The 22,059-nt window shown below is 54.6% G+C and carries 23 protein-coding genes and 1 pseudogene; 10 read left to right on the forward strand and 14 right to left on the reverse strand.

Annotated features, from left to right (window positions below; all coding sequences use genetic code 11):
- Positions 1 to 10: 10 nt before the first annotated feature.
- From JF44_RS0101205 to JF44_RS0101220, 4 genes and pseudogenes are all read right to left on the reverse strand, one after another.
- The gene (locus tag JF44_RS0101205; RefSeq protein WP_033067129.1) at positions 11 to 811 is read right to left on the reverse strand and encodes a MetQ/NlpA family ABC transporter substrate-binding protein; all 801 of its coding nucleotides are present in this window, start codon (positions 809 to 811) and stop codon (positions 11 to 13) included.
- 76 nt (positions 812 to 887) lie between these two features.
- Entirely contained in the window at positions 888 to 1,547 is a 660-nt protein-coding gene (locus tag JF44_RS0101210; RefSeq protein ID WP_033067130.1) for a methionine ABC transporter permease, read from the reverse strand.
- 84 nt (positions 1,548 to 1,631) lie between these two features.
- Positions 1,632 to 2,360, reverse strand: a pseudogene (locus JF44_RS0101215) (methionine ABC transporter ATP-binding protein); the annotation flags it as partial.
- Between the two features lie 305 nt (positions 2,361 to 2,665).
- Positions 2,666 to 3,586: an AraC family transcriptional regulator gene (locus tag JF44_RS0101220; protein WP_033067132.1), complete on the reverse strand. Its 921-nt coding sequence runs from the start codon at positions 3,584 to 3,586 to the stop codon at positions 2,666 to 2,668.
- A gap of 168 nt (positions 3,587 to 3,754) precedes the next feature.
- On the opposite strand from JF44_RS0101220, the gene JF44_RS0101225 reads away from it, so the two are divergent.
- The 4 genes from JF44_RS0101225 (at position 3,755) to JF44_RS0101245 (ending at position 8,776) form a co-directional block, all read left to right on the forward strand.
- Positions 3,755 to 4,702, forward strand: coding sequence for an SDR family oxidoreductase (locus tag JF44_RS0101225; RefSeq protein ID WP_033067133.1), 948 nt, complete (start codon positions 3,755 to 3,757; stop codon positions 4,700 to 4,702).
- Positions 4,703 to 4,927: 225 nt separating this feature from the next.
- Positions 4,928 to 5,773: a hypothetical protein gene (locus JF44_RS0101235; protein WP_052065332.1), complete on the forward strand. Its 846-nt coding sequence runs from the start codon at positions 4,928 to 4,930 to the stop codon at positions 5,771 to 5,773.
- Positions 5,774 to 5,800: 27 nt separating this feature from the next.
- Complete coding sequence (locus tag JF44_RS0101240; RefSeq protein ID WP_081944295.1) at positions 5,801 to 8,119, forward strand: protein-arginine deiminase family protein; 2,319 nt, start codon at positions 5,801 to 5,803, stop codon at positions 8,117 to 8,119.
- 45 nt (positions 8,120 to 8,164) lie between these two features.
- A complete protein-coding gene (locus tag JF44_RS0101245) occupies positions 8,165 to 8,776 on the forward strand; it encodes a hypothetical protein (protein ID WP_238318345.1) in 612 nt (203 codons plus the stop codon).
- A gap of 32 nt (positions 8,777 to 8,808) precedes the next feature.
- Here the strand turns inward: JF44_RS0101245 and JF44_RS0101250 are convergent, their stop codons facing one another.
- Positions 8,809 to 9,264 (reverse strand): DNA polymerase III subunit chi, encoded by a 456-nt coding sequence (locus JF44_RS0101250; RefSeq protein ID WP_033067138.1) that lies wholly within the window; start codon positions 9,262 to 9,264, stop codon positions 8,809 to 8,811.
- 89 nt (positions 9,265 to 9,353) lie between these two features.
- Positions 9,354 to 10,823, reverse strand: a complete 1,470-nt coding sequence (locus tag JF44_RS0101255; RefSeq protein WP_033067209.1) for a leucyl aminopeptidase — start codon at positions 10,821 to 10,823, stop codon at positions 9,354 to 9,356.
- 260 nt (positions 10,824 to 11,083) lie between these two features.
- On the opposite strand from JF44_RS0101255, the gene JF44_RS0101260 reads away from it, so the two are divergent.
- Positions 11,084 to 11,338, forward strand: coding sequence for a DUF2798 domain-containing protein (locus tag JF44_RS0101260; RefSeq protein ID WP_052065334.1), 255 nt, complete (start codon positions 11,084 to 11,086; stop codon positions 11,336 to 11,338).
- An 11-nt stretch (positions 11,339 to 11,349) separates the two neighbouring features.
- Here JF44_RS0101260 and JF44_RS0101265 read toward each other — a convergent pair whose 3' ends face one another.
- The 3 genes from JF44_RS0101265 to amrS all read right to left on the reverse strand — a co-directional run bounded on the left by JF44_RS0101265 (position 11,350) and on the right by amrS (position 13,606).
- Complete coding sequence (locus tag JF44_RS0101265; RefSeq protein WP_033067211.1) at positions 11,350 to 11,814, reverse strand: GNAT family N-acetyltransferase; 465 nt, start codon at positions 11,812 to 11,814, stop codon at positions 11,350 to 11,352.
- Positions 11,815 to 12,070: 256 nt separating this feature from the next.
- Positions 12,071 to 12,469 carry a (R)-mandelonitrile lyase gene (locus tag JF44_RS0101270; RefSeq protein ID WP_033067139.1) on the reverse strand — a complete coding sequence of 133 codons (399 nt, stop codon included), beginning with the start codon at positions 12,467 to 12,469 and terminating at the stop codon, positions 12,071 to 12,073.
- 39 nt (positions 12,470 to 12,508) lie between these two features.
- Complete coding sequence (gene amrS, locus JF44_RS0101275) at positions 12,509 to 13,606, reverse strand: AmmeMemoRadiSam system radical SAM enzyme (RefSeq protein WP_033067140.1); 1,098 nt, start codon at positions 13,604 to 13,606, stop codon at positions 12,509 to 12,511.
- A gap of 90 nt (positions 13,607 to 13,696) precedes the next feature.
- Here amrS and amrB point away from each other — a divergent pair, with 90 nt between their 5' ends.
- The 3 genes from amrB to cysQ all read left to right on the forward strand — a co-directional run bounded on the left by amrB (position 13,697) and on the right by cysQ (position 16,512).
- The gene (gene amrB / locus JF44_RS0101280) at positions 13,697 to 15,172 is read left to right on the forward strand and encodes an AmmeMemoRadiSam system protein B (protein ID WP_033067141.1); all 1,476 of its coding nucleotides are present in this window, start codon (positions 13,697 to 13,699) and stop codon (positions 15,170 to 15,172) included.
- 8 nt (positions 15,173 to 15,180) lie between these two features.
- On the forward strand, positions 15,181 to 15,588 hold the full coding sequence (locus JF44_RS0101285) for a DUF2750 domain-containing protein (RefSeq protein ID WP_033067142.1): 408 nt from the start codon (positions 15,181 to 15,183) through the stop codon (positions 15,586 to 15,588).
- Positions 15,589 to 15,693: 105 nt separating this feature from the next.
- Positions 15,694 to 16,512: a 3'(2'),5'-bisphosphate nucleotidase CysQ gene (gene cysQ, locus JF44_RS0101290; RefSeq protein WP_033067143.1), complete on the forward strand. Its 819-nt coding sequence runs from the start codon at positions 15,694 to 15,696 to the stop codon at positions 16,510 to 16,512.
- A gap of 30 nt (positions 16,513 to 16,542) precedes the next feature.
- On the opposite strand, the gene JF44_RS0101295 is transcribed toward cysQ, so the two are convergent.
- Positions 16,543 to 16,824, reverse strand: a complete 282-nt coding sequence (locus tag JF44_RS0101295; protein ID WP_033067144.1) for a hypothetical protein — start codon at positions 16,822 to 16,824, stop codon at positions 16,543 to 16,545.
- A 115-nt stretch (positions 16,825 to 16,939) separates the two neighbouring features.
- Between JF44_RS0101295 and JF44_RS0101300 the strand changes: the two genes are divergently transcribed.
- Complete coding sequence (locus JF44_RS0101300; protein ID WP_033067145.1) at positions 16,940 to 17,935, forward strand: L-threonylcarbamoyladenylate synthase; 996 nt, start codon at positions 16,940 to 16,942, stop codon at positions 17,933 to 17,935.
- Between the two features lie 20 nt (positions 17,936 to 17,955).
- Positions 17,956 to 19,368 carry an FAD-binding oxidoreductase gene (locus tag JF44_RS0101305; protein ID WP_033067146.1) on the forward strand — a complete coding sequence of 471 codons (1,413 nt, stop codon included), beginning with the start codon at positions 17,956 to 17,958 and terminating at the stop codon, positions 19,366 to 19,368.
- 116 nt (positions 19,369 to 19,484) lie between these two features.
- Here JF44_RS0101305 and JF44_RS0101310 read toward each other — a convergent pair whose 3' ends face one another.
- From JF44_RS0101310 to JF44_RS0101325, 4 genes are all read right to left on the reverse strand, one after another.
- A complete protein-coding gene (locus JF44_RS0101310) occupies positions 19,485 to 20,339 on the reverse strand; it encodes a 5'-nucleotidase, lipoprotein e(P4) family (protein ID WP_033067212.1) in 855 nt (284 codons plus the stop codon).
- Between the two features lie 186 nt (positions 20,340 to 20,525).
- The gene (locus JF44_RS0101315; RefSeq protein ID WP_033067147.1) at positions 20,526 to 20,840 is read right to left on the reverse strand and encodes an acylphosphatase; all 315 of its coding nucleotides are present in this window, start codon (positions 20,838 to 20,840) and stop codon (positions 20,526 to 20,528) included.
- 56 nt (positions 20,841 to 20,896) lie between these two features.
- Positions 20,897 to 21,280 (reverse strand): DUF1244 domain-containing protein, encoded by a 384-nt coding sequence (locus JF44_RS0101320; protein ID WP_202901464.1) that lies wholly within the window; start codon positions 21,278 to 21,280, stop codon positions 20,897 to 20,899.
- On the reverse strand, positions 21,273 to 22,007 hold the full coding sequence (locus tag JF44_RS0101325) for an HAD family hydrolase (protein ID WP_033067214.1): 735 nt from the start codon (positions 22,005 to 22,007) through the stop codon (positions 21,273 to 21,275). The genes JF44_RS0101320 and JF44_RS0101325 overlap by 8 nt, the downstream gene beginning before the upstream one ends.
- Positions 22,008 to 22,059: the final 52 nt, after the last annotated feature.

Genomic DNA, 22,059 nt, shown 5'->3' on the forward strand with positions numbered 1-22,059 from the left:
ATCGACCTGATTATTCAGGAAGTTTGAATACTGGCAGGACCGAACCTTCATACTTGGTTTCGATGAATTCGCGGACCGTGTCATCGTGATAAGCTTCAACCAGCGTCTTGACCCACGGCTCGTCCTTGCGGGCGGTTTGGGTGACAATCACGTTGGCATAGGGGCTGTCATTGCCTTCGATCGCAATCGAATCCTTGATCGGATTCAGACCGGCTTCGAGCGCGTAGTTGGTGTTGATCGCCGAAGCATCCAGATCGGCAAGCGAGCGCGGAAGCTGTGCGGCATCCAGCTCGACAAAGCTGATATTTCTGGGGTTTTCAATCACATCAAGCGGGCTGACCACCAGGCCGACTTCCGGATCAACCTTGATCAGGCCATGGGACTGCAACACCAAAAGCGCACGACCACCATTGGTCGGATCGTTCGGAATGCCGACTTCGGCACCTTCTGGCAGCTCATCGAGACTTTTGATCTTGTCGGAATAAATGCCCATCGGGGTCAGGATGTTGTAGCCAACGACCGAAAGCTCATAGCCGCGGTCCTTGATCTGGTTGTCGAGATACGGCAGGTGCTGGAAGCTGTTGGCATCCAGATCGCCATCATCAAGCGCCTGGTTCGGGATCACATAATCCGAGAAGCTGATCAGTTCGATATCAAGCCCCTTGGTTGCTGCGACCTTGACGACTTCTTCCATGACTTCTTCATGGGCACCCGGCGTCACGCCGATTTTGATCGCATCATTGGCAAGTGCCTGACCGGTCAGGGCCGATGCCAGAACGGCAGCTGCCGTGATTTTAAGTAGAAACCGCATTGTAAAACTCCTTGTTTTCTTTTGGGTTTGTGCGGGAATTTCATGAACGTGAGGAACCCTCACATTCGAATTTTAATCAGATATTGCGCTTGTCGGCCTTGCGCGCCAGATAGTCGCCAAAACTTTGCACCACCTGCACCACCACAATCAGGGTGATGACGACTGCGGCCATGACATCGGGGCGGAAGCGCTGATAGCCATAGCGAATACCAAGATCGCCAAGCCCGCCTGCACCAACAGCACCCACCATCGCCGAGTAGCCAATCAGTGTCACCGCCGTCAGGGTCAGGCCATGAATGATGCCCGGCAATGCTTCGGGCAACAGCACCTTGGTCACAACCTGCACCGGGCGCGCGCCCATGGCCTGGGCCGCTTCAATCAGGCCGCTATCGACTTCGCGGATTGCGCCTTCGATGATGCGGGCGATAAACGGAATGGCCGCCACCGTCAGCGGCACAATGGCAGCAGACGTGCCGATCGAGGTCCCGACGACAAAGCGGGTGAACGGAATAATGGCGACCGCCAGAATGATGAACGGGACCGAGCGGGTCGCATTGACAATCGGGCCAAAGATGCGCTGGAACCAAAGGGCTTCAAACAGCTCGCCGCGACCAGAAGTTGCCAGCAATACGCCAAGCGGCAAGCCAAAGGTGGTTGCAATGCCAAGCGACACAGCGACCATGTAAATGGTTTCCCAGGTCGCCTGCAGCAGAATGGGTGCAAGGGTTGAAAACATGACTTAGCCCTCCTGCCCGGCTGTGTTACCGGTGACGTTGTTGTTGGCATCTGAACCGGCCCGGAAATCCATGAATTCATCGGCCAGAAGCGATTGTGTTGTCGCATGTTTGGGATCGGCAAAAATGCCCTCAACGCCGCCTTCTTCGACGATCACACCGCCATCCATCACCGCCACACGATCACAAAGGGCTTTGACCACCGCCATTTCGTGGGTGATCACCACCATGGTCAGACCAAGGCGATTGTTGATGTCCTTAAGCAGGGTCAGGATTTGACGGGTGGTTTCCGGATCAAGGGCCGAGGTGACTTCATCACACAGCAAAACCTTGGGGCTGGACGACAGCGCGCGCGCTATGCCAACGCGCTGTTTCTGACCGCCGGACAATTCCGCCGGGAAACGGTCGCGCTTGTCTTCAAGGCCAACAAGGGGCAGCAGCGGATCGACCGCAGCGGCGATTTCGGCCTTGCTGGCCCCGGCCAGTTCAAGCGGCAATGCGATGTTGTCATAAACCGTGCGCGAAGACAGCAGGTTGAAGTGTTGAAACACCATGCCAAGCTGACGGCGAAACAGCGGCAGATCGCGTTTTGACAGGGTCGTCACATCGGTCCCGTCAACAACGACAGAACCCGATGTCGGTGCTTCGAGCAGGTTGATACAACGGATCAGAGTGGATTTGCCCGCACCGGACCGGCCGATAACCCCAACAATTTCGCCAGCCTCAATATCAAGATTGATGCCGCGCAAAGCGTTATGGGCGTCATTGCCGCGTCGTGCCGGATACGTTTTCTGGACGTTCGAGAGCCGGATCATGGATCCCAACCTTTCCGTAGATACAAAAAAACCGCCGCGGCTTCACCGAGGCGGTCGTACATACGGAGCATATACGCCCTCTCGCTTTAGCCGCATTTTTAGCGCGCCCGCAAGCTGAGGAGCAAATCGGCGCGTTCAACACCCAACTATTTATCTGACCTGACGTCATTGTTCAATGGGCAAGCGCATGCATTTTACGCATGGCATGCATGTTACTCTTTTATATTACATCAAATTCAGTGTTTAAATTGCAATATCCGGGCATATCAAACGCCCCGGATCAGGCCCAACCGCCAGCCTTTCGACTATGCGCCCTGTGCGATTTGCGGGCCGGGCACAGGTTTTTCGGGATGTTGCTGAATGTTGCACCATTGTCTGGGCGATTGCCCATACATCCGTTTGAATTCCCGGCTGAATTGAGACGTACTGACATAGCCCACATCCATGGCCGCTTCGTTCACCGTCATGCCTGCAGCAATCTTTGTTGCGGCACTCCCCAGACGCATCGACTTCACGAACTGAATCGGTGACATCGTGGTGACGTCTTTGAACTTGCGATGAAACACGGCGCGACTCATTCCTGCGTGTGCGGCCATATCATCGATGGAAACCGGTTCGCGCAAATTAGATGAAACGTGGGAGATAGACCGAGCAATGGCATTGCCAACACTAAAGGCCTGCCTGGCAAAATAACCGGCCTCTCCCTTTAAGATGGTGTAGTAAAGTTCGCGCAGCCGGGCTTGCCCGAGAATAGCGATATCGGATGGACTGCTGCACAGCTTTAGCAGCCGCAAAAGTGCATCCGAGAATGCTGCGTCCCAATAGGCAAGGTCGATCCCTTGGGCGGCCGGGTTCGACTTGCTCGATCCAATGACACCTCCGACACGGTCCATTTCCACAGCCAACTCGGTCATCATTCGCTGGTCGAGTGAGATGTAAATGCCATAAAGCGGGTTATCCGGTGACGCGGCGGGTGTCCCTGCCCGTACCGGCATTGCCATCGGGCAACACAAGTACCGGCTGTTATCATAAACATAGTTCTGACCATCGAGAATGGCTTCTTTGGACCCGCTTACGATGGCAATCACACTGGGTTCATACACCACAGGGGCACAGGGAACCGACTGGGTTGCGCGAAAAATCTGCACCCCCTTCACCCCGGTTTCCATCAGGCCGTCTTCGAAAATACGCTCTTCTATGAGGTGTCTGATTTGTAGCTTGGTCATATGGCCAACCTAAATCCAGAAAATGCACTTTTCAATCACAACGATACGATTAGGCAAGTTTTCAAGATAATTTCGTCTGTTTTTTATCTAATCCAAGAGTTATCTCCATCCACATGACAATCCCCGACATCGTGCGACCCCTTCGTCGTCGCCAACAGGAGCATAACGATGACAAATACCCAATTTGGTCCCAACGGCTGGACACCAGAGCGCCTTGGCTCACTTGCTGGTAAAACCTATGTTGTTACCGGCGCAAATAGCGGCACAGGATTTGAAGCCTCACGCGTTCTTTTGTCCAAGGGCGCGAAATTGGTCATGCTGAACCGCAGCGCCGAAAAATCAGCCATCGCCATTGAAAAGCTGAAACACGAATTCGGCCCGCAAACCGACGTGAGCTTTATTCAAATGGACCTTGCAGAGATTGCCAGTGTGCATGACGCGGCAGACGCGGTGATGAAAACGGTCCCGCAAATTGATGCATTGATCTGTAACGCCGCCATAGCCCAGGTGCCCAAACGGGTCTTAACCAAGGATGGTTTTGAAAGCCAACTCGCGACAAATCATTACGGACATTTCGTCCTGTGCGGGAAGCTGTTTGACCGTCTTGATGCTTCTGCGGGACGGATCGTTGTTGTGGCGAGCCTTGGCTATAAAATGGGCCTGAGAACGATCCGGTTCGACGACATGAACTGGGATGATAATTATCAGGCGAACTCTGCTTATAGCCAAAGCAAACTGGCACAAATGATGTTTGCATATGAGCTTCAGGACCGGGTCAGGCAAGCACGCAAAAACGTTGAAATCTATGTGTGCCATCCCGGCGCATCGGCGACATCCCTGATCAAAACCAGCGGCAGCCTTACCACCCGGATCATCTTCCGCCTGATGTCGCGCTCCCCCTTGGTGCAATCGGCCGAAAAAGGATCCTATCCCGAAGTCATGTGCGCGACCCAGAATGGCTTGGAACAACGTGCCCTTTATGGCCCGACGGGTCGGATGGAATGGGTCGGCCCGGTCGGCCAAGGCACTCTGGAGCCTTATGCCTATGACAAAAACACCATGGTCAAATTGTGGGATCGATCAGAGAAGGATACGAATTTCAGCTGGAATTTGTGACGGAAACACAGTTTCAAGGCCGGAGGCAATCGGCTTTCGGCCTTTTTCTGCCACGCACCTTGCGGGGCTTGTTGCCAATTGGACAGTTTGTGTCCGTCGTCTTTCCAATCTTTCCAATCTTTCCAGTCTTTCCAACGCGTGCGGGCTTCTGCTGCTGCATCATGAAATCACAAATCCGAAACCAGTCCGTCTATCGATTGTCAATATCACAGCGGGATTGGACAGATGGCCTTTGCCAACCGGATCAGCGACCTTTCCAGAACACTCGCGCAATATCCCACCACTGTCACGGTAATGGGTAACAAAGTTGCTGTGCGTACCAACGAACAATTGGCAACACTTTCTGCCGAAACCACAAAGCTCGAAGCACTGGCCGCCGAAGGAGACACTGCGATTGCAAGTGGCACGTGTAAGGATCCGGCAGGGCTTTCCACCCGACTGGAATTCAACACATCGCAGATTTCATCCCTGCTGACAGCCTTTGCCGCCCAAGACTCCGAGCGCCTGAAATCGATGAGCATCATCAGCAAACAGAAGTTTGATGCCTATGCAAAGAACCGTATGTCCGCGGAGAAGCGCTTTGCCGATGAGGTTTCCACGCTGCTGACACAGGAAGCCAAGGCAGTCTCCGGACTGGGCAAGAGCGATACCGAGAAACCGGATACCAAGCCCGCCAGCACACCAAAGCCAACACCGGAAGAGCCGGTTAAACCTCAGCCGCCAACGATCCCGACCCTGCAAGATACGATTATCACCCTGCCCGGTTACCTGCGCTCGACAATTCCAGAAATCGTTAAAAAATATGATGACACGGCGTTGTTAACGCAAAGCAAAATCTATGCGGATGCTGCCATCAAACTTGGCGCAAACTCGAACGAGGCCGTCAGAAGCTATGTGGTTATGGCCTTCACCTATGGCCCGGAGTTTCTCGACCCCGGCACAAAGATCACTTGGGTCAACGACATTCTCAACAATTCGCAACTAGGCACGATAGATCAGCGCATTCTGATTTTGCGCAATGCTGTGGAAATGCGCCGCAAGCTTGATCTGCCGATCCTGGACGCCGCCTAACCGTCTTCCCCACAACAGGAAAATGCAATGGTCACATTCACAGTAAAAGTTACCCGACCCGCATCAAACAAGCTTCTGAAGGCTGTGAGTATCGACGTTGCGGGGACAACGAACGCTCAGAAGACTCCATCGTTCGGAGACGATGACAAATCGCTTTCCCAAGAATTTCAGCTTGAGCCAGGTAATAATTATACAATCACAGTCACTGGTCCCGGTTACCTCAGGACGCAAGCACAAAACGTTACTGTGTCAGATGCTGGCGAAACAACGATCGCCCTTAAATCAGTGTGGTTCTCGCTGCATACGGATCAGGACCGGGATGGAAAAATCGAAAATGGTGATGACACACCTGCAGCGATAAACGGCCTTTCGCCCGCAGCCATCACCTTTGGCGTTGATGGTGTTGGCGCGATCATTCCGGTCAATTGCAATCGGGATGGCAACAATACCGCAATTGCCTATAGCGATTGCCAGGATGACAAGATCAATTCCGACGAAGACCTGTTAACCGGGCTTTCGCGTCTGAAGATTATCAAGCATTCCGCCGGTGAGGCTGCGGATGTCGATGCAACCTGGGTCATCAAGCTTTCAGTGGAGGCAACAGGCGTTGAAAACCCGGCAGAACAACATGTTCGCATTTTCTCAAAGGCCGGGACAGATGCCACGGAGCTCATCAGTCCCCAGAAAGGCAAAACAGCCACGTTGAATGCAGCCAACATCAATCCGAACCTAGTGTTGCCGCTTGAGATGATCCGCTTTGCCGGGAAGGATTTTGAGTCTGGCACCGTCAAAATAACACTCAGCGTCATTCAACCCGAATATGCGGGACCAGACACCCCAAGCTATACCTTCACCGAACAGGTCGTCGCGGCAAGGTGGATCGCCAATCATCACTTGCATCAGGTGACGAAACTTCTTGTGGTGAGCGATGATGACAATGTCGACTTTATTGAGGGACTGAAAACTGCGGTTGCCAATGAACCGAAACTCCCATCAGACAAGAGTTATCAGATAATGGAATCTGATCAGAAGCAGGTGCCAATTCCATATCTTGATACGAACAAATGGGCTTTGGAGGAACCATCAGATGACGTTAGCCCTGCAACAGATCAATGGATGCGTGACACAATTTTCTCGGGCTATAGCAGCTGGCCGGGAACCGCAGGCGACGTTAAGACTCAAACAACATTCATAAAGATGCACCGCGAACGATATCTGCAGAACTGGGTGTTTCGTGACCTTCTGAGTAAAGATTTTGCGGTTTACTACCCTGCAGCAGGAAGTGGGGATGCAGTAAATTCCGCTAATTCGGGTGGAAACTTTGAAGTAACGCCCCCGATCAAGAAAACCGGTGGGAACACCTATCCGCTCGGGCGTATATATTACGGCCACAGTGCAAAAAACCGACTTGGCGCGAACAGCACTTTAAGGAAAAGCCGTCATAAGATTGATGACAACACCAGATCTTTTATCAAGGCACAAACACTTCAGTCCCCGATTGAACTTGATACCGACTGGCTTGCTGTTGGCCATGTTGATGAAATGATGACCTTCCTGCCTTACCCGGGTGGTGGTGAGAATAAAAAGTGGAAACTTTTGGTCGCAAGCCCCAAGAAGGCTTATGACCTGATGACGGACAAAAGAGCTGAGAACGTCATTTTTGGCGGAGCAAAAGTTTTGCAACGTCCGAAATGGGACACCGATCACTTTAATTATACGGCCCTCAAGCTGCACAAAACCGTGGTTAGCTGTTCCATCAACGATTTACTCGGGACTGGGAATGCGCCACTCCGGGCACCGAACGGTTATGTATATACATATGATCGCCTTAAAGACTGGAACGTTGGCGGGGTGGAAAAGGCAATCGGTGACAATATCGATATCCTGAAAAACGAGTTTGACTTGGAAGATGACGATATCGTTCGCGTGCCGGTGATATTCTATCCAAGTGATCATGTTAGTGGTGGTCACGCATATGTACTTCCGAGCACCGACAAGGTCGACAACACCAAAAGCCGACGGAACGGATTCAACATCTTCCCTGGCCGCGGTGAGGGATTTAAATGCGGCGCTTTGACCGCCGATATGCCCAACATGTTTGTCGGCAACACTCAGCTTTATATTCCCAAGCCGTATGGCCCTTGGATCGACACCAGCGATGAAGCCACAAGCTTTGATCTTTTTGAAAAGTACCTGAAAGACGAAATTGCCAAATTCAACGGTGCGCTGAGCTGTAATTTCATTGATGACTGGGATGACTACCATGCGTGCGACGGGGAAATTCATTGTGGTACGAACGAAATCCGGCAACCGTCGCAAACCGATGAAAAATGGTGGGCCATCTGATCGCAGTCAAGCTGCATCAATGTCCCATTCTCAGGAGTACGCAAAATGAGCGCACAACAGGACTATCAATCCGCACTCAGCAAGATTTCGGATCATGAGAAGACGGCAGCTGGTCGAGTTTCCGGTCGCCCCAACGCAGGGAGCATGGCCGCCATTTTCGCAGCATATGGCAACAGTATTGCGGCACCGATGACTGAAGACCTCAAGACCGGCACATGGAAGACCATGCCGGACTGGAAGCTGTCAGCCATGATTGACTATCTTTCTGGTTACGGCACTTCTGCGGCTGTCCCGGTCCTTCATGAAATCGAAAAGGAGTATCCCGTGAGCGATATCCAAACTGAGGCAAAAGAGGTCGCGGACCATCTGGAAACACTTGAAGTTGCTGTCTCCGAAGCGCGCAAACTGGGTTTTGTCCAAATGGCAATTTCGTCAGGTGATGCCAATGCCATTGCAAAGGCCGGTTTGCTTGCCCTGTCGAAGATCGACCATGACTGGAACAACCGCGCATCGGAAATCCAGACCGGGCTTTCCAAGCTTGCGCACGACTGCTTCCCTGCTGTTAATGAAATTTCGTCGGGCAAGGTGACCCCGGATGAACTGGTCGAGGCGCTGGTTGAAATCCTGTTTGAGGATAAGGACCATTTGGGGACATAAGCACCCAATGACTGAAACCGAAGCAAAAGAGTTCAGCTTTCGGCTTTTTTCTCCCACGCGCCTTGCGGGGATTGCTGCCAGTAGGACAGTTTGTGTCCGGCGTCTTTCCAGTCTTTCCAGCGGGTCCGGGCTTCGGCCACGGCATCATGATCGCGGTCATCAAACAGCATGATGACGCGTTCATAGTCAGCGACCTTGTCGCTCATGGCGCGGTCGGTCAGAAACAGGAACTGTGCCCCGTTGAGGTTTTCATCCTCGGTCGTCAGCCAGACTGGCTGCATTTGCGCATCGCCATCGGATTTTGATCCGTGCGGCAGCCAGCTTGCAGGTTCATAAGTCCACAGCAGGGTATTGATGGCATCAACGCGCTGATCGGTGCCGGCCATCACGACGGCACGCTTTTCGCGCTCCAGCGTTTTGGAGAGCAATGTCGGGAGTGCGCGTTCCAGCGGCATGCTGGTGAGATGATAGAACCAAATATCAGCCATAAGGCGGTTTTAGCCCGAACATGAAAACGGGGCAAGGTGATCAACACCCTGCCCCATATATTTCAACACCGTCATTCCGGTGAACGCGATCAGTTTTCGTAGTTGTCCGCGACAAAGCGATCAAGCAGACGCACGCCAAAGCCGGTAGCACCCTTCGGGGTGACTTCCTTGTCAGACGTCGACCAGGCCATGGCGGCAATATCAAGATGTGCCCACGGACGATCCTTGGTGATAAAGCGTTGGAGGAACTGGGCCGCCGTGATTGAACCAGCCGCACGACCACCCACATTTTTCATGTCGGCGATGTCTGATTTAAGCTGCTTGTCATAGCCGGACCCCAGCGGCAAGCGCCATACACCTTCATCGACCGAAAGGCCTGCGGTGCTGATCTGAGTGGCGAGATCATCGTTGTTGGAAAACAGACCGGCATTTTCATGGCCAAGCGCGATGATAACAGCCCCGGTCAGGGTTGCGAGGTCCACAATCAAACGCGGATCGTGTTTTTCCTGCACATAGGTCAGGGCATCGCACAGAACCAGACGGCCTTCGGCGTCGGTATTGATGACTTCAATCGTCTGACCTGACATGGAGGTCACGACATCCCCCGGACGCTGTGCGGTCGAGGACGGCATGTTTTCAACCAGACCAATCACGCCAATCACGTTGCATTTCGCCTTGCGGCCAGCCAGCGCCTTCATCAGGCCGGAAACAACACCGGCCCCGCCCATATCGAACTTCATGTCTTCCATGCCGCCCGCAGGTTTGAGCGAGATCCCACCGGTATCAAAGGTCACACCCTTGCCGACAAAGGCGACGGGCGCGTCTTTTTTCTTGCCACCGTTCCAGCGCATGACAACCATCGCCGGTTTCTGGGCCGATCCCATGGCAACGCCCAAAAGTGCGCCCATGCCCAGTTTTTTCATTTCCTTTTCATCAAGGACATCGATCTCGACCCCGAGCTTCTCAAGGGCTGCGACTTCCTTGGTAAAGCTTTCGGGATAAAGAACATTGGCCGGTTCGGACACCAGATCACGGGTGAAGAACACGCCTTCGACAACCTTTTTGGCAGAATCAAACTGCTTTTTGGCGTCCTTGTGATCGTGGGCGGCAATTTTCAATGCCTTTAAGACCGGCTTGTCGTCCTTGGTCTCGGTCGTGCGATATTTATCAAAGCGATAATCACGCAGCATCGCACCGGTTGCGAAATCAGACGCCAGACCTTCCATGTCAAACAGAACGGAAAGTTCCTTTTCACCGGTCGAAAGCGCACGTACCGCGACCGAACCGCCAAGCTTCTGGGCAGCAATCACGTCAAACTCGGCTTCCTTGCCGATCCCGAAAATGATCACCCGCGACAGATCGACATTGGCCGGTGCCAGCACCTGCAGGCTCTGGCCCGACTTGCCCTTGAAGGTCGACGCCTTGATCGCCTTGGTGATCGCGCCACCGGTTGCTTCGTCAAGTGCGACGGCACTTGGCATCAGATCGGCACCTTCGGTTGCAAAGGCGATAACGGCACCGCTGGACGGGATGGCGAGATCGGAAAACGTGATCTTCATGGTGAACAGGACTCCTGTCATGTTTCGGGGCGCGCAGGCCTTATAAGAAGCACCTGCGTCATTGAATACTGCCTCCTAATCTAGCGTGAATAACGCGCTTGAAAAGGCTTATCGTTGAAAAAGAACGCGATGCGCCCAGCTTGCAGTCATGACATCTGATCTTTCTGACACGGCAAATTGACATTGCGCAGAGACTTGCAGGCCAAAACATTACATCATAATTTTATGGTATAGTTTTCGCATTATCGGAAGAAAAGCCCATGCAGCCTTTTATTCCCCGCCGCCTGGAGCACGTTGCCTTTGCATTCCTGCTTTCGGGTATCCCGTCGTTTCTGATTTCGGGCATCGCGACGTCAATTGCGATTTCCGACTGGTCGAAGTTTTTTGAATTGTGGATGGGCGCTTATGTGTCGTCCTGGGTGATTGCATTCCCCGGCGTTCTGATGATCGGCCCGAATGTGCGGCGGATCCTCAAACGGATCGCCAAGCAAGACAGCAGTGCACAGGCCGCCTGACCGGCACGTACTTAGCCAAAATCAAACAGCGAAAGTGACGGGTTGGATTTTATGTATTCCATCTCGTCGTTTTCGATATCACCCGTGGAATGCCAGCCATGGCTTTCATAAAAGCCATGCGCGCGGTTTTGCGCGTTGGCCCCGGTGGTCAGCGAGATGTCATTGCATCCTTGGGCAAACAGCCAGTCTTCGGCGGTCCGCAGCAAAGCTGCCCCGACCCCGCGTCCTTCAAATTCCGGATCGACGAACAGCGCCCAAAGGGTGGCTTCCCTTGGGATGGCAATCGCGAAACCGGCGGCCGAACCATCCAGATCGGCAAGCCAGATGCCATAGCCCTGTTCCAGCCATTTGCCAAAGGCCGCCTTGGTGATGCCGCGTTCGGCAAGTTCGGAGGCGGAAAGATGGTTTTCGCGGACACGGCTTCGGATGGCAAAAATTGCCCCGACATCGCCCAAGCGGGCTTTTCTGATTTTCAATCCGGCCACTGCGTTTGCTTTCTATCCAACCGCGTCAAACTTGGCGGCAATTTAGCGATATGACGCCATAGTGCCAGCGAAATCGACACGGCTTCGGGTGGACGCGCACCGGCAACACTGTCGTGCCCGCGCAGAGCCTGTGCCCGCGAAGGCGGGTGCGGGGGCCCAGTTCCGCACCACCGCACAGTGGATTCCGGGTCTGCGCTTCGCTCCGCCCGGAATGACGGCATTGGTCGGGTATGTCAGGTCCGCGGGCTTACCCCCCGAGATAATCCGCATCACTCACGGGTTCGAGCCAATCGACCGGCGAGCCATTGAGCTTTTCCTGAATGGCGATATGGGTCATGGCGGTTTCGGGGCCAGCGCCGTGCCAGTGCTTTTCACCCGGGTCAAACCAGACGATATCGCCGGGGCGGATTTCCTCAACAGGCCCGCCTTCGCGTTGCACCCGGCCAAATCCGGCGGTGACGATTAGTGTCTGGCCCAGCGGATGGGTGTGCCAGGTGGTGCGTGCACCCGGCTCAAACGTGACATTGGCCGCGGCCACCCGTGCGGGGTCAGCGGCACTGATGATCGGCTCGATACGGACCTGCCCGGTGAAATATTCCGGCGAGGCGACGGTTGAGGCCTGCGACCCGGCGCGTTTGATTTCCATGGAGAGCGTCCTTCCTGAAAGATTATTGGTTGTGACTATTCATTTCCCGGCCATCAAGCGCACCGGTTGGCGTTTTGGTCCCCATGTGCCCGGCGTTGCGCGAAACACACCGGCACAATGGGTGCCGCAGCTTTTGCACGCCCCATGGGCATCAAGGTTCCAGTCGGAAAGCTGATACCAGTCGCGCCCGATCAGGATTTCGCCGCAGCCATGGCAAAAGGTGCTGCTATGTGATTTGTCATGCACGTTGCCGACATAGGCATAGCGCACACCATTTTGCAGGGCGATCTTGCGCGCCCGCACCAGCGTTTCGGCCGGGGTGCGCGGATGATCCATCATTTTCCAGTCCGGGTGAAAGGCGGTGAAATGCATGGGCACATCGGGACCAAGTTCATTGACCACCCAGTTTGTCATTTCCTCGAACTCCGCATTGCCATCGTTTTCGCCGGGGATGACAAGATTGGTGAGCTCAAACCACACACCGGTTTCATGTTTGAGGTATTTAAGCGTCTCAAGCACATCATCCAGATGGGCTGAGCACAGCTGATGATAAAAGCGATCCGTGAAACCCTTCAGATCAACATTGGCCGCATCCATGTGGCGGAAAAATTCCTCGCGGGCCTTATCGCCAATGTAACCGGCGGTGACCGCGACGGTGCGAATGCCCATTTCACGGCAGGCCTGCGCCACATCGACGGCATATTCAAGGAAGATCACCGGATCATTATAGGTAAAGGCGACGGCCGAGCAGCCATGGGCCTTGGCAGTTTCGGCGATCATTTCAGGGGTCGCCAATGATGAAAGCTTGTCCATCTCGCGCGCCTTGGAAATCTCGTAATTCTGGCAGAACTTACACGTCAGATTACAGCCCGCCGTGCCAAACGACAGGATCGGGGTGCCGGGCAAGAAGTGATTAAGCGGTTTCTTTTCAATCGGATCAATGCAGAACCCCGAGGACCGGCCCCATGTGGTCAGCACCATCTGATCGCCTTGGCGGGCGCGGACAAAACACAAGCCCCGCTGCCCGTCTTTCAGCTTGCAAAAGCGCGGGCAGACATCGCACTGAATGCGGCCATCCTCAAGATGGTGCCAGTAGCGTCCGGGGACTGTATCGACCTCTGGTGTGGTCATATTCATGGCATGGGCTTTCTTTTGGCAAAGCTTCCTCTTTGAAAACCTAGTCCTGATCGCTATCTTTTTAAAGGAAGTCATGCGATTGGAGCGCAAATGAGCATCATCCGCCCCCCTGCCGTTGCCGGAACGTTTTATCCGTCTGATGCCGATCTCTTGCGCAGCGAGATTGACGGGCTGATTGATGCGGCCCTGCATTCCGATGTGATTGCCAATGATAGCATCCCCAAGGCGATCATTGTGCCGCATGCGGGGTTGATGTTTTCGGGCGCGATTGCTGCCCTTGGCTTTGCAACGGTGCGGGCGTTGAAAGATACCGTCAAACGCATTGTGATTGTTGGCCCGGCACACCGCATGGCGTTTCAGGGGATTGCCTTGGCGCGCGCCGATCAGTTTGCGACACCGTTGGGGAATATGCGTTGTGATTTGCCGGCCCTTCAAACTGCGCTGGCGCTGCCACAGGTTCAGATGCTGGATGAGGCACACAAGCTTGAACACGGGCTTGAGATCGAATTGCCGTTTATCCAGCGCCTGTTTGGCGAGAACGCCGATATCGGCATTGTGCCGCTTCTGGTCAGCCGGTGCAGCCCGCGTCAGGTAAATGAGGTGATTGAAAAGCTTTGGGGCGGGTCGGAAACCTTGATTGTCATTTCATCCGATCTGTCGCATTTCCATGATTATGACACCGCCAGGCGCATGGATGACCGCACGCGCACGATGATCGAGCAATGTGAGGCGGAAAACATTGATACCAATGATGCCTGCGGTGCCTTGCCAGTGTCGGGCATGTTGGTATCGGCGCGGGCGCGCAAAATGACGATCAAAACACTTGGCATGCGCAATTCCGGTGATGTGACCGGGGACAAGGCCCGTGTGGTCGGATACGGCGCATGGGCGGTGTATGAAGGGTCAGACCAACCGATGACCGATTACAGCGAAGACGATTTTAATGACTTCACCGGGCCGACCGAACAGCTTATTGCCGATCACGGGGCAGAAATGCTTGATCTGTGTCGGCGGGCGATCCTGCATGGGATCGAAGCCGGCGCGCCGCTTCGGGTGTCGCCCACTGAAATGAGCACGGCACTTTGCGCACCGGGGGCGAGTTTTGTGACGCTTAAGAAATCCGGGCAGTTGCGTGGCTGCATCGGATCGATCATCGCGCATACCGATCTGGGCAATGATCTGTGTGAAAATGCGTTCAAGGCAGCCTTTCGCGACCCGCGCTTTGCCGGGCTGTCGGGCGCTGAGATCAATGATGATCTGGAACTTTCAATTTCGGTTCTGTCCCCACCGCAGCCGTTTGGATTTAACAATCAGGCCGATTTGATTAACAGGCTGACGCCGTTTGAAGACGGAATTATCCTGTCGGATGGCAAACGGCGGGGATTGTTCCTGCCGCAAGTTTGGGATCAATTGCCTGATCCTGCGGATTTCCTTGCCCATCTTAAGCGCAAGGCGGGACTTGCGATGGATTACTGGTCTGATAGCCTGCGTGCGGAACGCTTTATTACACGCGGCGTTTCTTCAAAAGACCTGAACCCGACCGGGTTCTGGCAACCCAAAGGGTAACAGCAACAATGGCAACAACATCCGCAGACAACGGCGCGACGCACGGGCGCGATGATGACCGCTACGTCGCTTTCATCAGGGAAGTTGCCGAATGGGAAGGCGTTTGGGCGCTTTATCATAATGGCTGGTTGCTCCATACCACGGAAACAGGGCAGAAATTCTGCCCGCTGTTTGCGCGCAGCAATGATGCGCAAAGCTTTGGCGCAAGCATTCAGAGCGATCATGTGCCAACGGCCGTGACCCTGGTGGAACTGATGGAAAGCCTGATGGTGCAATGGCGGGCAGAGGATATTCATGCCGGCATCTGCCCGACACCGGTAAAGCCCGCTGTAGTCGTCACCCCCGATCAGCTCAGCACCGATATGATGACCGCCCTTAAGGATGTCATGACCGAGCGGCTTGGCAAGCAGAGTTAAAATTTGTCATCACCGCCAAGCCGGACTGGACCTTGGGCGTATAATTGCCTATGTCCAAGGTATCTCAGCACCTTACAGATTTCACGCCAACATAAGAGTTCCCCGATGACCATTGCCCTGCCTGCTGATGCCCAAGCACTTGAAAACGGATTGATCGAGATTGCCCGCAAGGCCGGGGCGGCGATGATGGAAATCTATCAGACCGATTTTGAGGTGCGGTCCAAGGACGATGCCAGCCCGGTGACCGAGGCCGATGACGCGGCAGAAGCCGTGATCCTGCCCGGTCTTCGTGCGCTGACCCCCGATGTTAAAATCGTGTCCGAGGAAAGTGCAGCCAAGGGCGATGTGCCCGATGTAGATGGCGAAACCGACTTTTTCTGGCTGGTCGATCCGCTGGATGGCACCAAGGAGTTTATCAAGCGCAATGGCGAGTTCACCGTCAATGTTGCCCTGATCGCCAAGGGCCAGCCCGTGCTGGGCGTGGTTTATGCCCCGGCAATCGACAAGCTTTATTACGGTGGCCCGGATGGCGCGAAGCTGATCGAAGGCGACGTTATGGACCCGAAAGCCACCCAGATCACCGTGCGCGAGATGCCCGAAGATGGCGTTGTCGTGGTCGGATCCCGTTCGCACGGCGATCCCGAAGCGATGAAGGCGTTTCTGGGCGATCTTGCGGTCAAGGAACTGCGCCCGGCGGGAAGTTCGCTTAAGCTTTGCCTGGTCGCAGCCGGTGAAGCGGACCTGTATCCCAGGCTCGGCCCGACCATGGAATGGGACATCGGGGCTGGGCATGCGGTTTTGAAAGCCGCAGGCGGTGTGGTTGAAAATATGGATGGTTCCCGATTCCTTTACGGCAAGGCCGATTTCCGCAACCCGTTCTTCATCGCACGCAGCCCGAGCGTCCCTGTGAAATACGAAGCATAACCCTTCGCAGAGCGGGATCAGAACCGAATTTCAGAGCACGATCAGCGGCTTGTCTTTTGCGCGATGCAGCATGGGCAAGCCGCATGTTTCCGACAATGCCAAAACCCCGCCACACCCCGCAGTTTTCTTGACTTTGGGGATGTTTTCGCGTAGACATAATTCATCGCCACACAACGTGTAGGTGACGTAAATAGCCGCCGGAATCACGGCGACGCGGTCTTGTTTCACCACTGCAGGGCGAGGCAGGGCTAGAGCGTAAATTGGCGCCGCCATTCTGTATGGCGGCGCTGCGCTGTTTGGGGCATATGCCATCCAATCATGCTATTGTTTTTTGCCTGCCATACACACAATGCAGGCCCTTCTTCCTTGTCATGGCACTGCATCATCGCTAGGTATTTGAGTAGTATATCTTTTCGCGGAACATTGCATGTCGCCAGCCCTTACCATTCGTCCCTATTCCGAAGGTGCCCTTAGTCAGGCGGCGGGAAAGCTGCGTGCGGGCGAGTTGGTGGCCTTTCCGACCGAGACAGTTTACGGGCTGGGCGCGGATGCGACCAACGCCGATGCGGTGGCAGGCATTTATGCCGCCAAGAAGCGCCCAAGCTTTAACCCCCTGATCAGTCACTTCCCCGACCGGGATTCTGCGGCCCAACATGCGGTTTTTGATGCGCGTGCCGATAAACTGGCAGATGCATTCTGGCCCGGTGCGCTGACACTTGTGCTGCCGCGCCGTGAAGACAGCACGGTGTGTGAACTTGTCACCGCCGGGCTTCCGAGCATTGCCGTTCGCGTCCCCGCCCATCCGATGGCACGTGAATTGTTGCGATCTGTCGGGCGACCGGTTGCCGCCCCTTCGGCCAACCGGTCCGGGCGGATCAGCCCGACCACGGCAGGCCATGTGGCCCATTCGCTGGGCGATGATATCGGCATGATCTTGGATGGCGGGCCGTGTGGTGTCGGACTTGAAAGCACGGTGATTGACCTCACGACAGAACGGGTGGTGATGCTGCGCCCCGGCGGCATTACGGCCGAACAGGTCGCAGAAGTTCTGGACTGTGAAGTCGTCATGGCCGAAAGTGATGACACCGCCCCCAAAAGCCCAGGCATGCTGACCAGCCATTATGCGCCGGGTTTGCCGGTGCGGCTGGATGCGAAAACTGCTGATCATGCGACATTCGGCCATGAGATTTTGCTGGCATTTGGCGATTGCAACACCAAGGGATTTGATGCGGTCTTGTGGCTGTCGAAATCCGGTGATGACATCGAAGCCGCAGCCAACCTGTTTGCCAAGCTTCATGAAGCCGACCAGAAACACTTTGATGGCATTGCCATCGCCCCGATCCCCGATCACGGATTGGGCATGGCAATCAATGACCGCATGAAACGTGCGGCTGCCCCGCGCAGCCCCCACCCGTCCCCGTAACGGTCGTCAGGACCCAACCCATGTCAAGTCTGCCCGATGCCGCGATTACAGAATTAAAAGACCTGTTGGGGCCGAAAGGCTGGAGCATGGATGGGGATGTTTTAAGCAGCCATAATGCGGAAGCACGCGGCAAGTTTGACGGCAAGGCGGAACTGATCCTGTTTCCCGCCAGCACACATGAAGTTTCCAAAGCAGTTGGCATTTGCGCCAAACATGATGTCGCCGTCGTGCCGCAAGGCGGCAATACCGGCCGATGCGGCGGAGCAGTTGCCGAAGACAAACAGGTTTTGATCAACCTGAAACGCATGAACCGGGTGATCGAGATTGATCCCCGCGACTTCACGGCAACGGTCGAGGCCGGTGCAATCTTGCAAACCATTCAGGAAGCCGCCGAGAAGAAGGATTTACTTTTTCCCTTGTCGCTTGGTGCAGAGGGAACCTGTCAGATTGGCGGGAACCTTGCGACCAATGCGGGGGGATTGAATGTGATCCGCTATGGTACGGCACGGGATTTGTGCTTGGGGCTTGAGGTTGTTTTGCCAGATGGCAGCATCTGGAACGGGTTATCGAAACTGCGCAAAGACAATACCGGTTATGATCTGCGCGATCTGTTCATTGGCGCGGAAGGCACGCTTGGCATCATTACCAAAGCGACGCTGAAACTGTTTGCCCGTCCCCTGCACACCGCCACCGCATGGCTTGCGGTGGCGTCACCCGAATGCGCGATTGATCTGCTGGCACTGGCGCGCCGTCATACGGGCGATGGTATTTCCGCCTTTGAGCTTATGAGCAACTTTGCCCATGATCTTTCGGTCACATATCTTCCGGGCCTGATGCGCCCGCTTGCGACCAAAACCAACTGGCATGTGTTGATTGAACTGACATCGTCACGCCCGAATGATGATTTGCAAACGCTTTTGGTCGACTTGCTGAGCCAGGCTGTTGAGATCGGCCTTGCAACTGATGCCACAATCGCCCAGTCCGAGGCACAGCGCAAAAACCTGTGGGCGATCCGCGAAGGCATCCCCGAAGCGCAAGGCTTTGAAGGCGGGTCGATCAAGCATGATGTGTCCGTACCGGTATCGACCATACCAAAACTGTTAAAGCGCGGCATGGCAGCAGCAGATGCGCTTATTCCCGGCATTCGCCCCTGCCCGTTCGGACATGTTGGTGATGGCAATATTCATTTCAACTTCAGCCAGCCTGCCACGGCCAACAAAGCCGGATATCTGGCACAGTGGGAAAGCTTGAACACCGTCATTCACGACATTGTCGTCGATCTTGGCGGGTCAATCAGTGCGGAACACGGCATTGGTCAGCTTAAACGGGGTGAATTGGCCCATTATGCCAGCGCGGAAAAGATGACGCTTCTGCGCACGATCAAGGACGCACTTGATCCAGATGGCAGGCTTAATCCCGGCAAGGTCGTCTGAACACCTGTTATCGTTTTATCGTCTTATCGTCTTTCTGACGACGGCAGAATATTAGGCCGAAAAAGCAAACGGGCACCCGCATGATGGGTGCCCGTAAGATAACAGCAGCAGAAAGCTTATTCGCCCGGACCGGCCCACGGGGTCATGGCGTTGAGCTTGTCCTGACGGCGTTCGTCGCCCGACTTGCCCCAATCGCCCCCAAAGGCTGCGGACTCCCAGGAGCCGTAGCTTGGGTTCGGCAGCATGAACCAGCGTTCACCCCAGTAGTTGCCATATTTTTCCATGACGTCGAGGCGTTCTTCGACGGTGCCATCAATTTCATCGGTGAAGTCACCGAAGTTGTCACCAAACTGCATGATCACGCGGTAATCTTCAGTTACGGCCGCACGGCGCGGGGTTTTGTTCGAGCCCCATTCTTCGACCTCGCCGCGCAGCATGACGTGTTCTGCATCAGCATAGGGGAAACCGTATTTCTGAAGGTTTTCGATGGTCGGGGCTTCTTGCGGTGCCTTGCGGTTGGAGACATAGAAGATTTCAACACCACGGGCCGCAGCCGCCTTGGTGAATTCCAGCGCGCCCGGTGTCGGGGTGGAAATCATGTCATGAACGAATTTCGCCCATGTTTTGGAGCTGTAATGGGTGCTTTCAGTGACAACCCATGCCTGATAGGCGGAGTTATCAAGAACCGTCTCATCGACATCAAGGATAACAGCCGGTGGTTTGGCCATATAGTTGCCGTCCTGCTCAAGGGCCGCAGTCCAGCTATGATCGCCAATGGCGGCATCAAGAAGACGGGTTGCCCCGGCAAAGACAGACATGGCGGTCGTTTTGTATTCAACCGAAGTCTGCAGCCACAACGTGCCGTTAAGGCCGTCATTCTGTGCCGGTTCCTGCGCCTGTGCACCAAATGCACAAAGGGCGCTGGTCGCGACAATGGCAGCCACGCCGAATGATTTCGCAAAAGAAGTCATCTTATATTCTCCCTGTTGATTTCCCGACCACCCGGTTACTGACCAAGCAGACAAGATCGCAGTAGAATGCCACTGCGTTGCGGTAAAGAAAAAGCCTTTTTCACCCATCACTGTGAAAAAGGCTTATGAAAGCATTATGACAAAGCCGCCAATCAATGCGCGGACCACCGATTTACGCCGCCCAGATCAAGCTGTCGGGCGCTTTTCAAAGGACGCAAACCCGTCTTCAAGGGCGGGTTCTTCGTGAATACGATCCACCCGCGCATGCGTTGGGCCTTCGTGGCAGGCATCGATCATGGATTGAACTACCTTGACCGGCCCGCAAAAGACGGCTTCGACCGAGCCATCTGATCGATTGCGCACCCATCCTGTCAGATCCCGCTTGCGGGCCTCTTCTACCGTCCAGGCACGATACCACACCCCCTGCACCCGGCCTTCGATCCGGGCATGAACGGATATGTTGCCTGCCCCGGTTGATGGATCAGGGCTTGTATCGGTCATGATTGGGCCTCCTTCCGTCCGGGCATATATCGGCGAAAGTGGTTTTAAACCGCCTTTTACTTCGCACCCGGAATTTTGGCATGCAGGTGGGCTGTATCCTGAAACTTCTGTTTCTGTTCTTCGGATGCCGGTGCCTGATGGGTGTTTTTCCATGCGTCATAGGTCATGCCGTAAACCACTTCGCGTGCCCCATCATAATCCATGGCGACACCTTTTTCACGGGCGGCTGCCAGATACCATTTCGACAGGCAGTTGCGGCAGAACCCGGCAAGGTTCATCAGATCGATATTCTGAACGTCCGTGCGATCCTGCAAATGCATGACCAACCCGCGAAAGGCAGCCGCTTCGAGTTCGAGTTTGGTTTGCGGATCAAGGTCGGCGGCCGGACCATTGGCCAGAACGGCCTCGGTCGACATTTCCGAACCGGCACAATCAGACATGTTCCATACTCCCGGCGGTGTTGCGCTGTTCAAGTTTTTCGATAATCCCGGGCACATCGGAGATGGTTTCAGCGGTCTCGACATTTACGTTGTCGATTTCTGTCTGATCGACCATTTCATGGACCCAGGTGATTTCATAAGGAATGTGGATCGCAGCACCACCGCACGCAAGGACCGGCAGAATATCAGACTTCATCGAATTGCCGATCATCACAGCCTGTTCGGGCTCAACACCATAACGGCCAAAGATGTTGCGATAGGTCAGCGGATCCTTTTCCGAGACGATTTCAATCCCGTCAAACAGATCTTCGAACCCGGAACGGTCGATCTTGAGCTGCTGGGCAATCAAATCGCCCTTGGTGATCAGAACAACCTTGTAGTTCGGATCTTTGGCATAGCGCTTTAGCACGGCTTCTGCCCCGTCAATGATCCGGGTCGGCGCACGCAGCATGGATTTGCCGATTTCGGCCAGTTTGTGGATGTCCTCGGCGCTGATTTTACGATCAGAAAGCTCGATCGCGGTTTCGATCATCGAAAGCGTAAAGCCCGTCACGCCATAACCATAGATGGAAAGGTTGGCCAGTTCGGCCTGATAGAGACGATCATCAACCTGTTCGGGATCAACGTAATGGCCCAGCATTTCGCGCAGTTCGATATGGGCCTGACGGAAAAGCGGCTCGTTGTGCCACAGGGTATCGTCGCCATCAAAAGCAATCAGTTTGTACATATTCACGCCTCGTTTCTTGTTATTGGATGGCTTCATTCAACGGGAATTACAG

Source organism: Thalassospira australica (assembly GCF_000763295.1).
GTDB lineage: Bacteria > Pseudomonadota > Alphaproteobacteria > Rhodospirillales > Thalassospiraceae > Thalassospira > Thalassospira australica.

Bases quoted from the DNA above. Each gene is read 5' to 3' on its own strand.
- JF44_RS0101205 (WP_033067129.1), bottom strand. From the start codon at position 811: ATGCGGTTTCTACTTAAAATCACGGCAGCTGCCGTTCTGGCATCGGCC.
- JF44_RS0101210 (WP_033067130.1), bottom strand. From the start codon at position 1,547: ATGTTTTCAACCCTTGCACCCATTCTGCTGCAGGCGACCTGGGAAACC.
- JF44_RS0101220 (WP_033067132.1), bottom strand. From the start codon at position 3,586: ATGACCAAGCTACAAATCAGACACCTCATAGAAGAGCGTATTTTCGAA.
- JF44_RS0101225 (WP_033067133.1), top strand. From the start codon at position 3,755: ATGACAAATACCCAATTTGGTCCCAACGGCTGGACACCAGAGCGCCTT.
- JF44_RS0101235 (WP_052065332.1), top strand. From the start codon at position 4,928: ATGGCCTTTGCCAACCGGATCAGCGACCTTTCCAGAACACTCGCGCAA.
- JF44_RS0101240 (WP_081944295.1), top strand. From the start codon at position 5,801: ATGGTCACATTCACAGTAAAAGTTACCCGACCCGCATCAAACAAGCTT.
- JF44_RS0101245 (WP_238318345.1), top strand. From the start codon at position 8,165: ATGAGCGCACAACAGGACTATCAATCCGCACTCAGCAAGATTTCGGAT.
- JF44_RS0101250 (WP_033067138.1), bottom strand. From the start codon at position 9,264: ATGGCTGATATTTGGTTCTATCATCTCACCAGCATGCCGCTGGAACGC.
- JF44_RS0101255 (WP_033067209.1), bottom strand. From the start codon at position 10,823: ATGAAGATCACGTTTTCCGATCTCGCCATCCCGTCCAGCGGTGCCGTT.
- JF44_RS0101260 (WP_052065334.1), top strand. From the start codon at position 11,084: ATGCAGCCTTTTATTCCCCGCCGCCTGGAGCACGTTGCCTTTGCATTC.
- JF44_RS0101270 (WP_033067139.1), bottom strand. From the start codon at position 12,469: ATGGAAATCAAACGCGCCGGGTCGCAGGCCTCAACCGTCGCCTCGCCG.
- amrS (WP_033067140.1), bottom strand. From the start codon at position 13,606: ATGAATATGACCACACCAGAGGTCGATACAGTCCCCGGACGCTACTGG.
- amrB (WP_033067141.1), top strand. From the start codon at position 13,697: ATGAGCATCATCCGCCCCCCTGCCGTTGCCGGAACGTTTTATCCGTCT.
- JF44_RS0101285 (WP_033067142.1), top strand. From the start codon at position 15,181: ATGGCAACAACATCCGCAGACAACGGCGCGACGCACGGGCGCGATGAT.
- cysQ (WP_033067143.1), top strand. From the start codon at position 15,694: ATGACCATTGCCCTGCCTGCTGATGCCCAAGCACTTGAAAACGGATTG.
- JF44_RS0101295 (WP_033067144.1), bottom strand. From the start codon at position 16,824: ATGGCATATGCCCCAAACAGCGCAGCGCCGCCATACAGAATGGCGGCG.
- JF44_RS0101300 (WP_033067145.1), top strand. From the start codon at position 16,940: ATGTCGCCAGCCCTTACCATTCGTCCCTATTCCGAAGGTGCCCTTAGT.
- JF44_RS0101305 (WP_033067146.1), top strand. From the start codon at position 17,956: ATGTCAAGTCTGCCCGATGCCGCGATTACAGAATTAAAAGACCTGTTG.
- JF44_RS0101310 (WP_033067212.1), bottom strand. From the start codon at position 20,339: ATGACTTCTTTTGCGAAATCATTCGGCGTGGCTGCCATTGTCGCGACC.
- JF44_RS0101315 (WP_033067147.1), bottom strand. From the start codon at position 20,840: ATGACCGATACAAGCCCTGATCCATCAACCGGGGCAGGCAACATATCC.
- JF44_RS0101320 (WP_202901464.1), bottom strand. From the start codon at position 21,280: ATGTCTGATTGTGCCGGTTCGGAAATGTCGACCGAGGCCGTTCTGGCC.
- JF44_RS0101325 (WP_033067214.1), bottom strand. From the start codon at position 22,007: ATGTACAAACTGATTGCTTTTGATGGCGACGATACCCTGTGGCACAAC.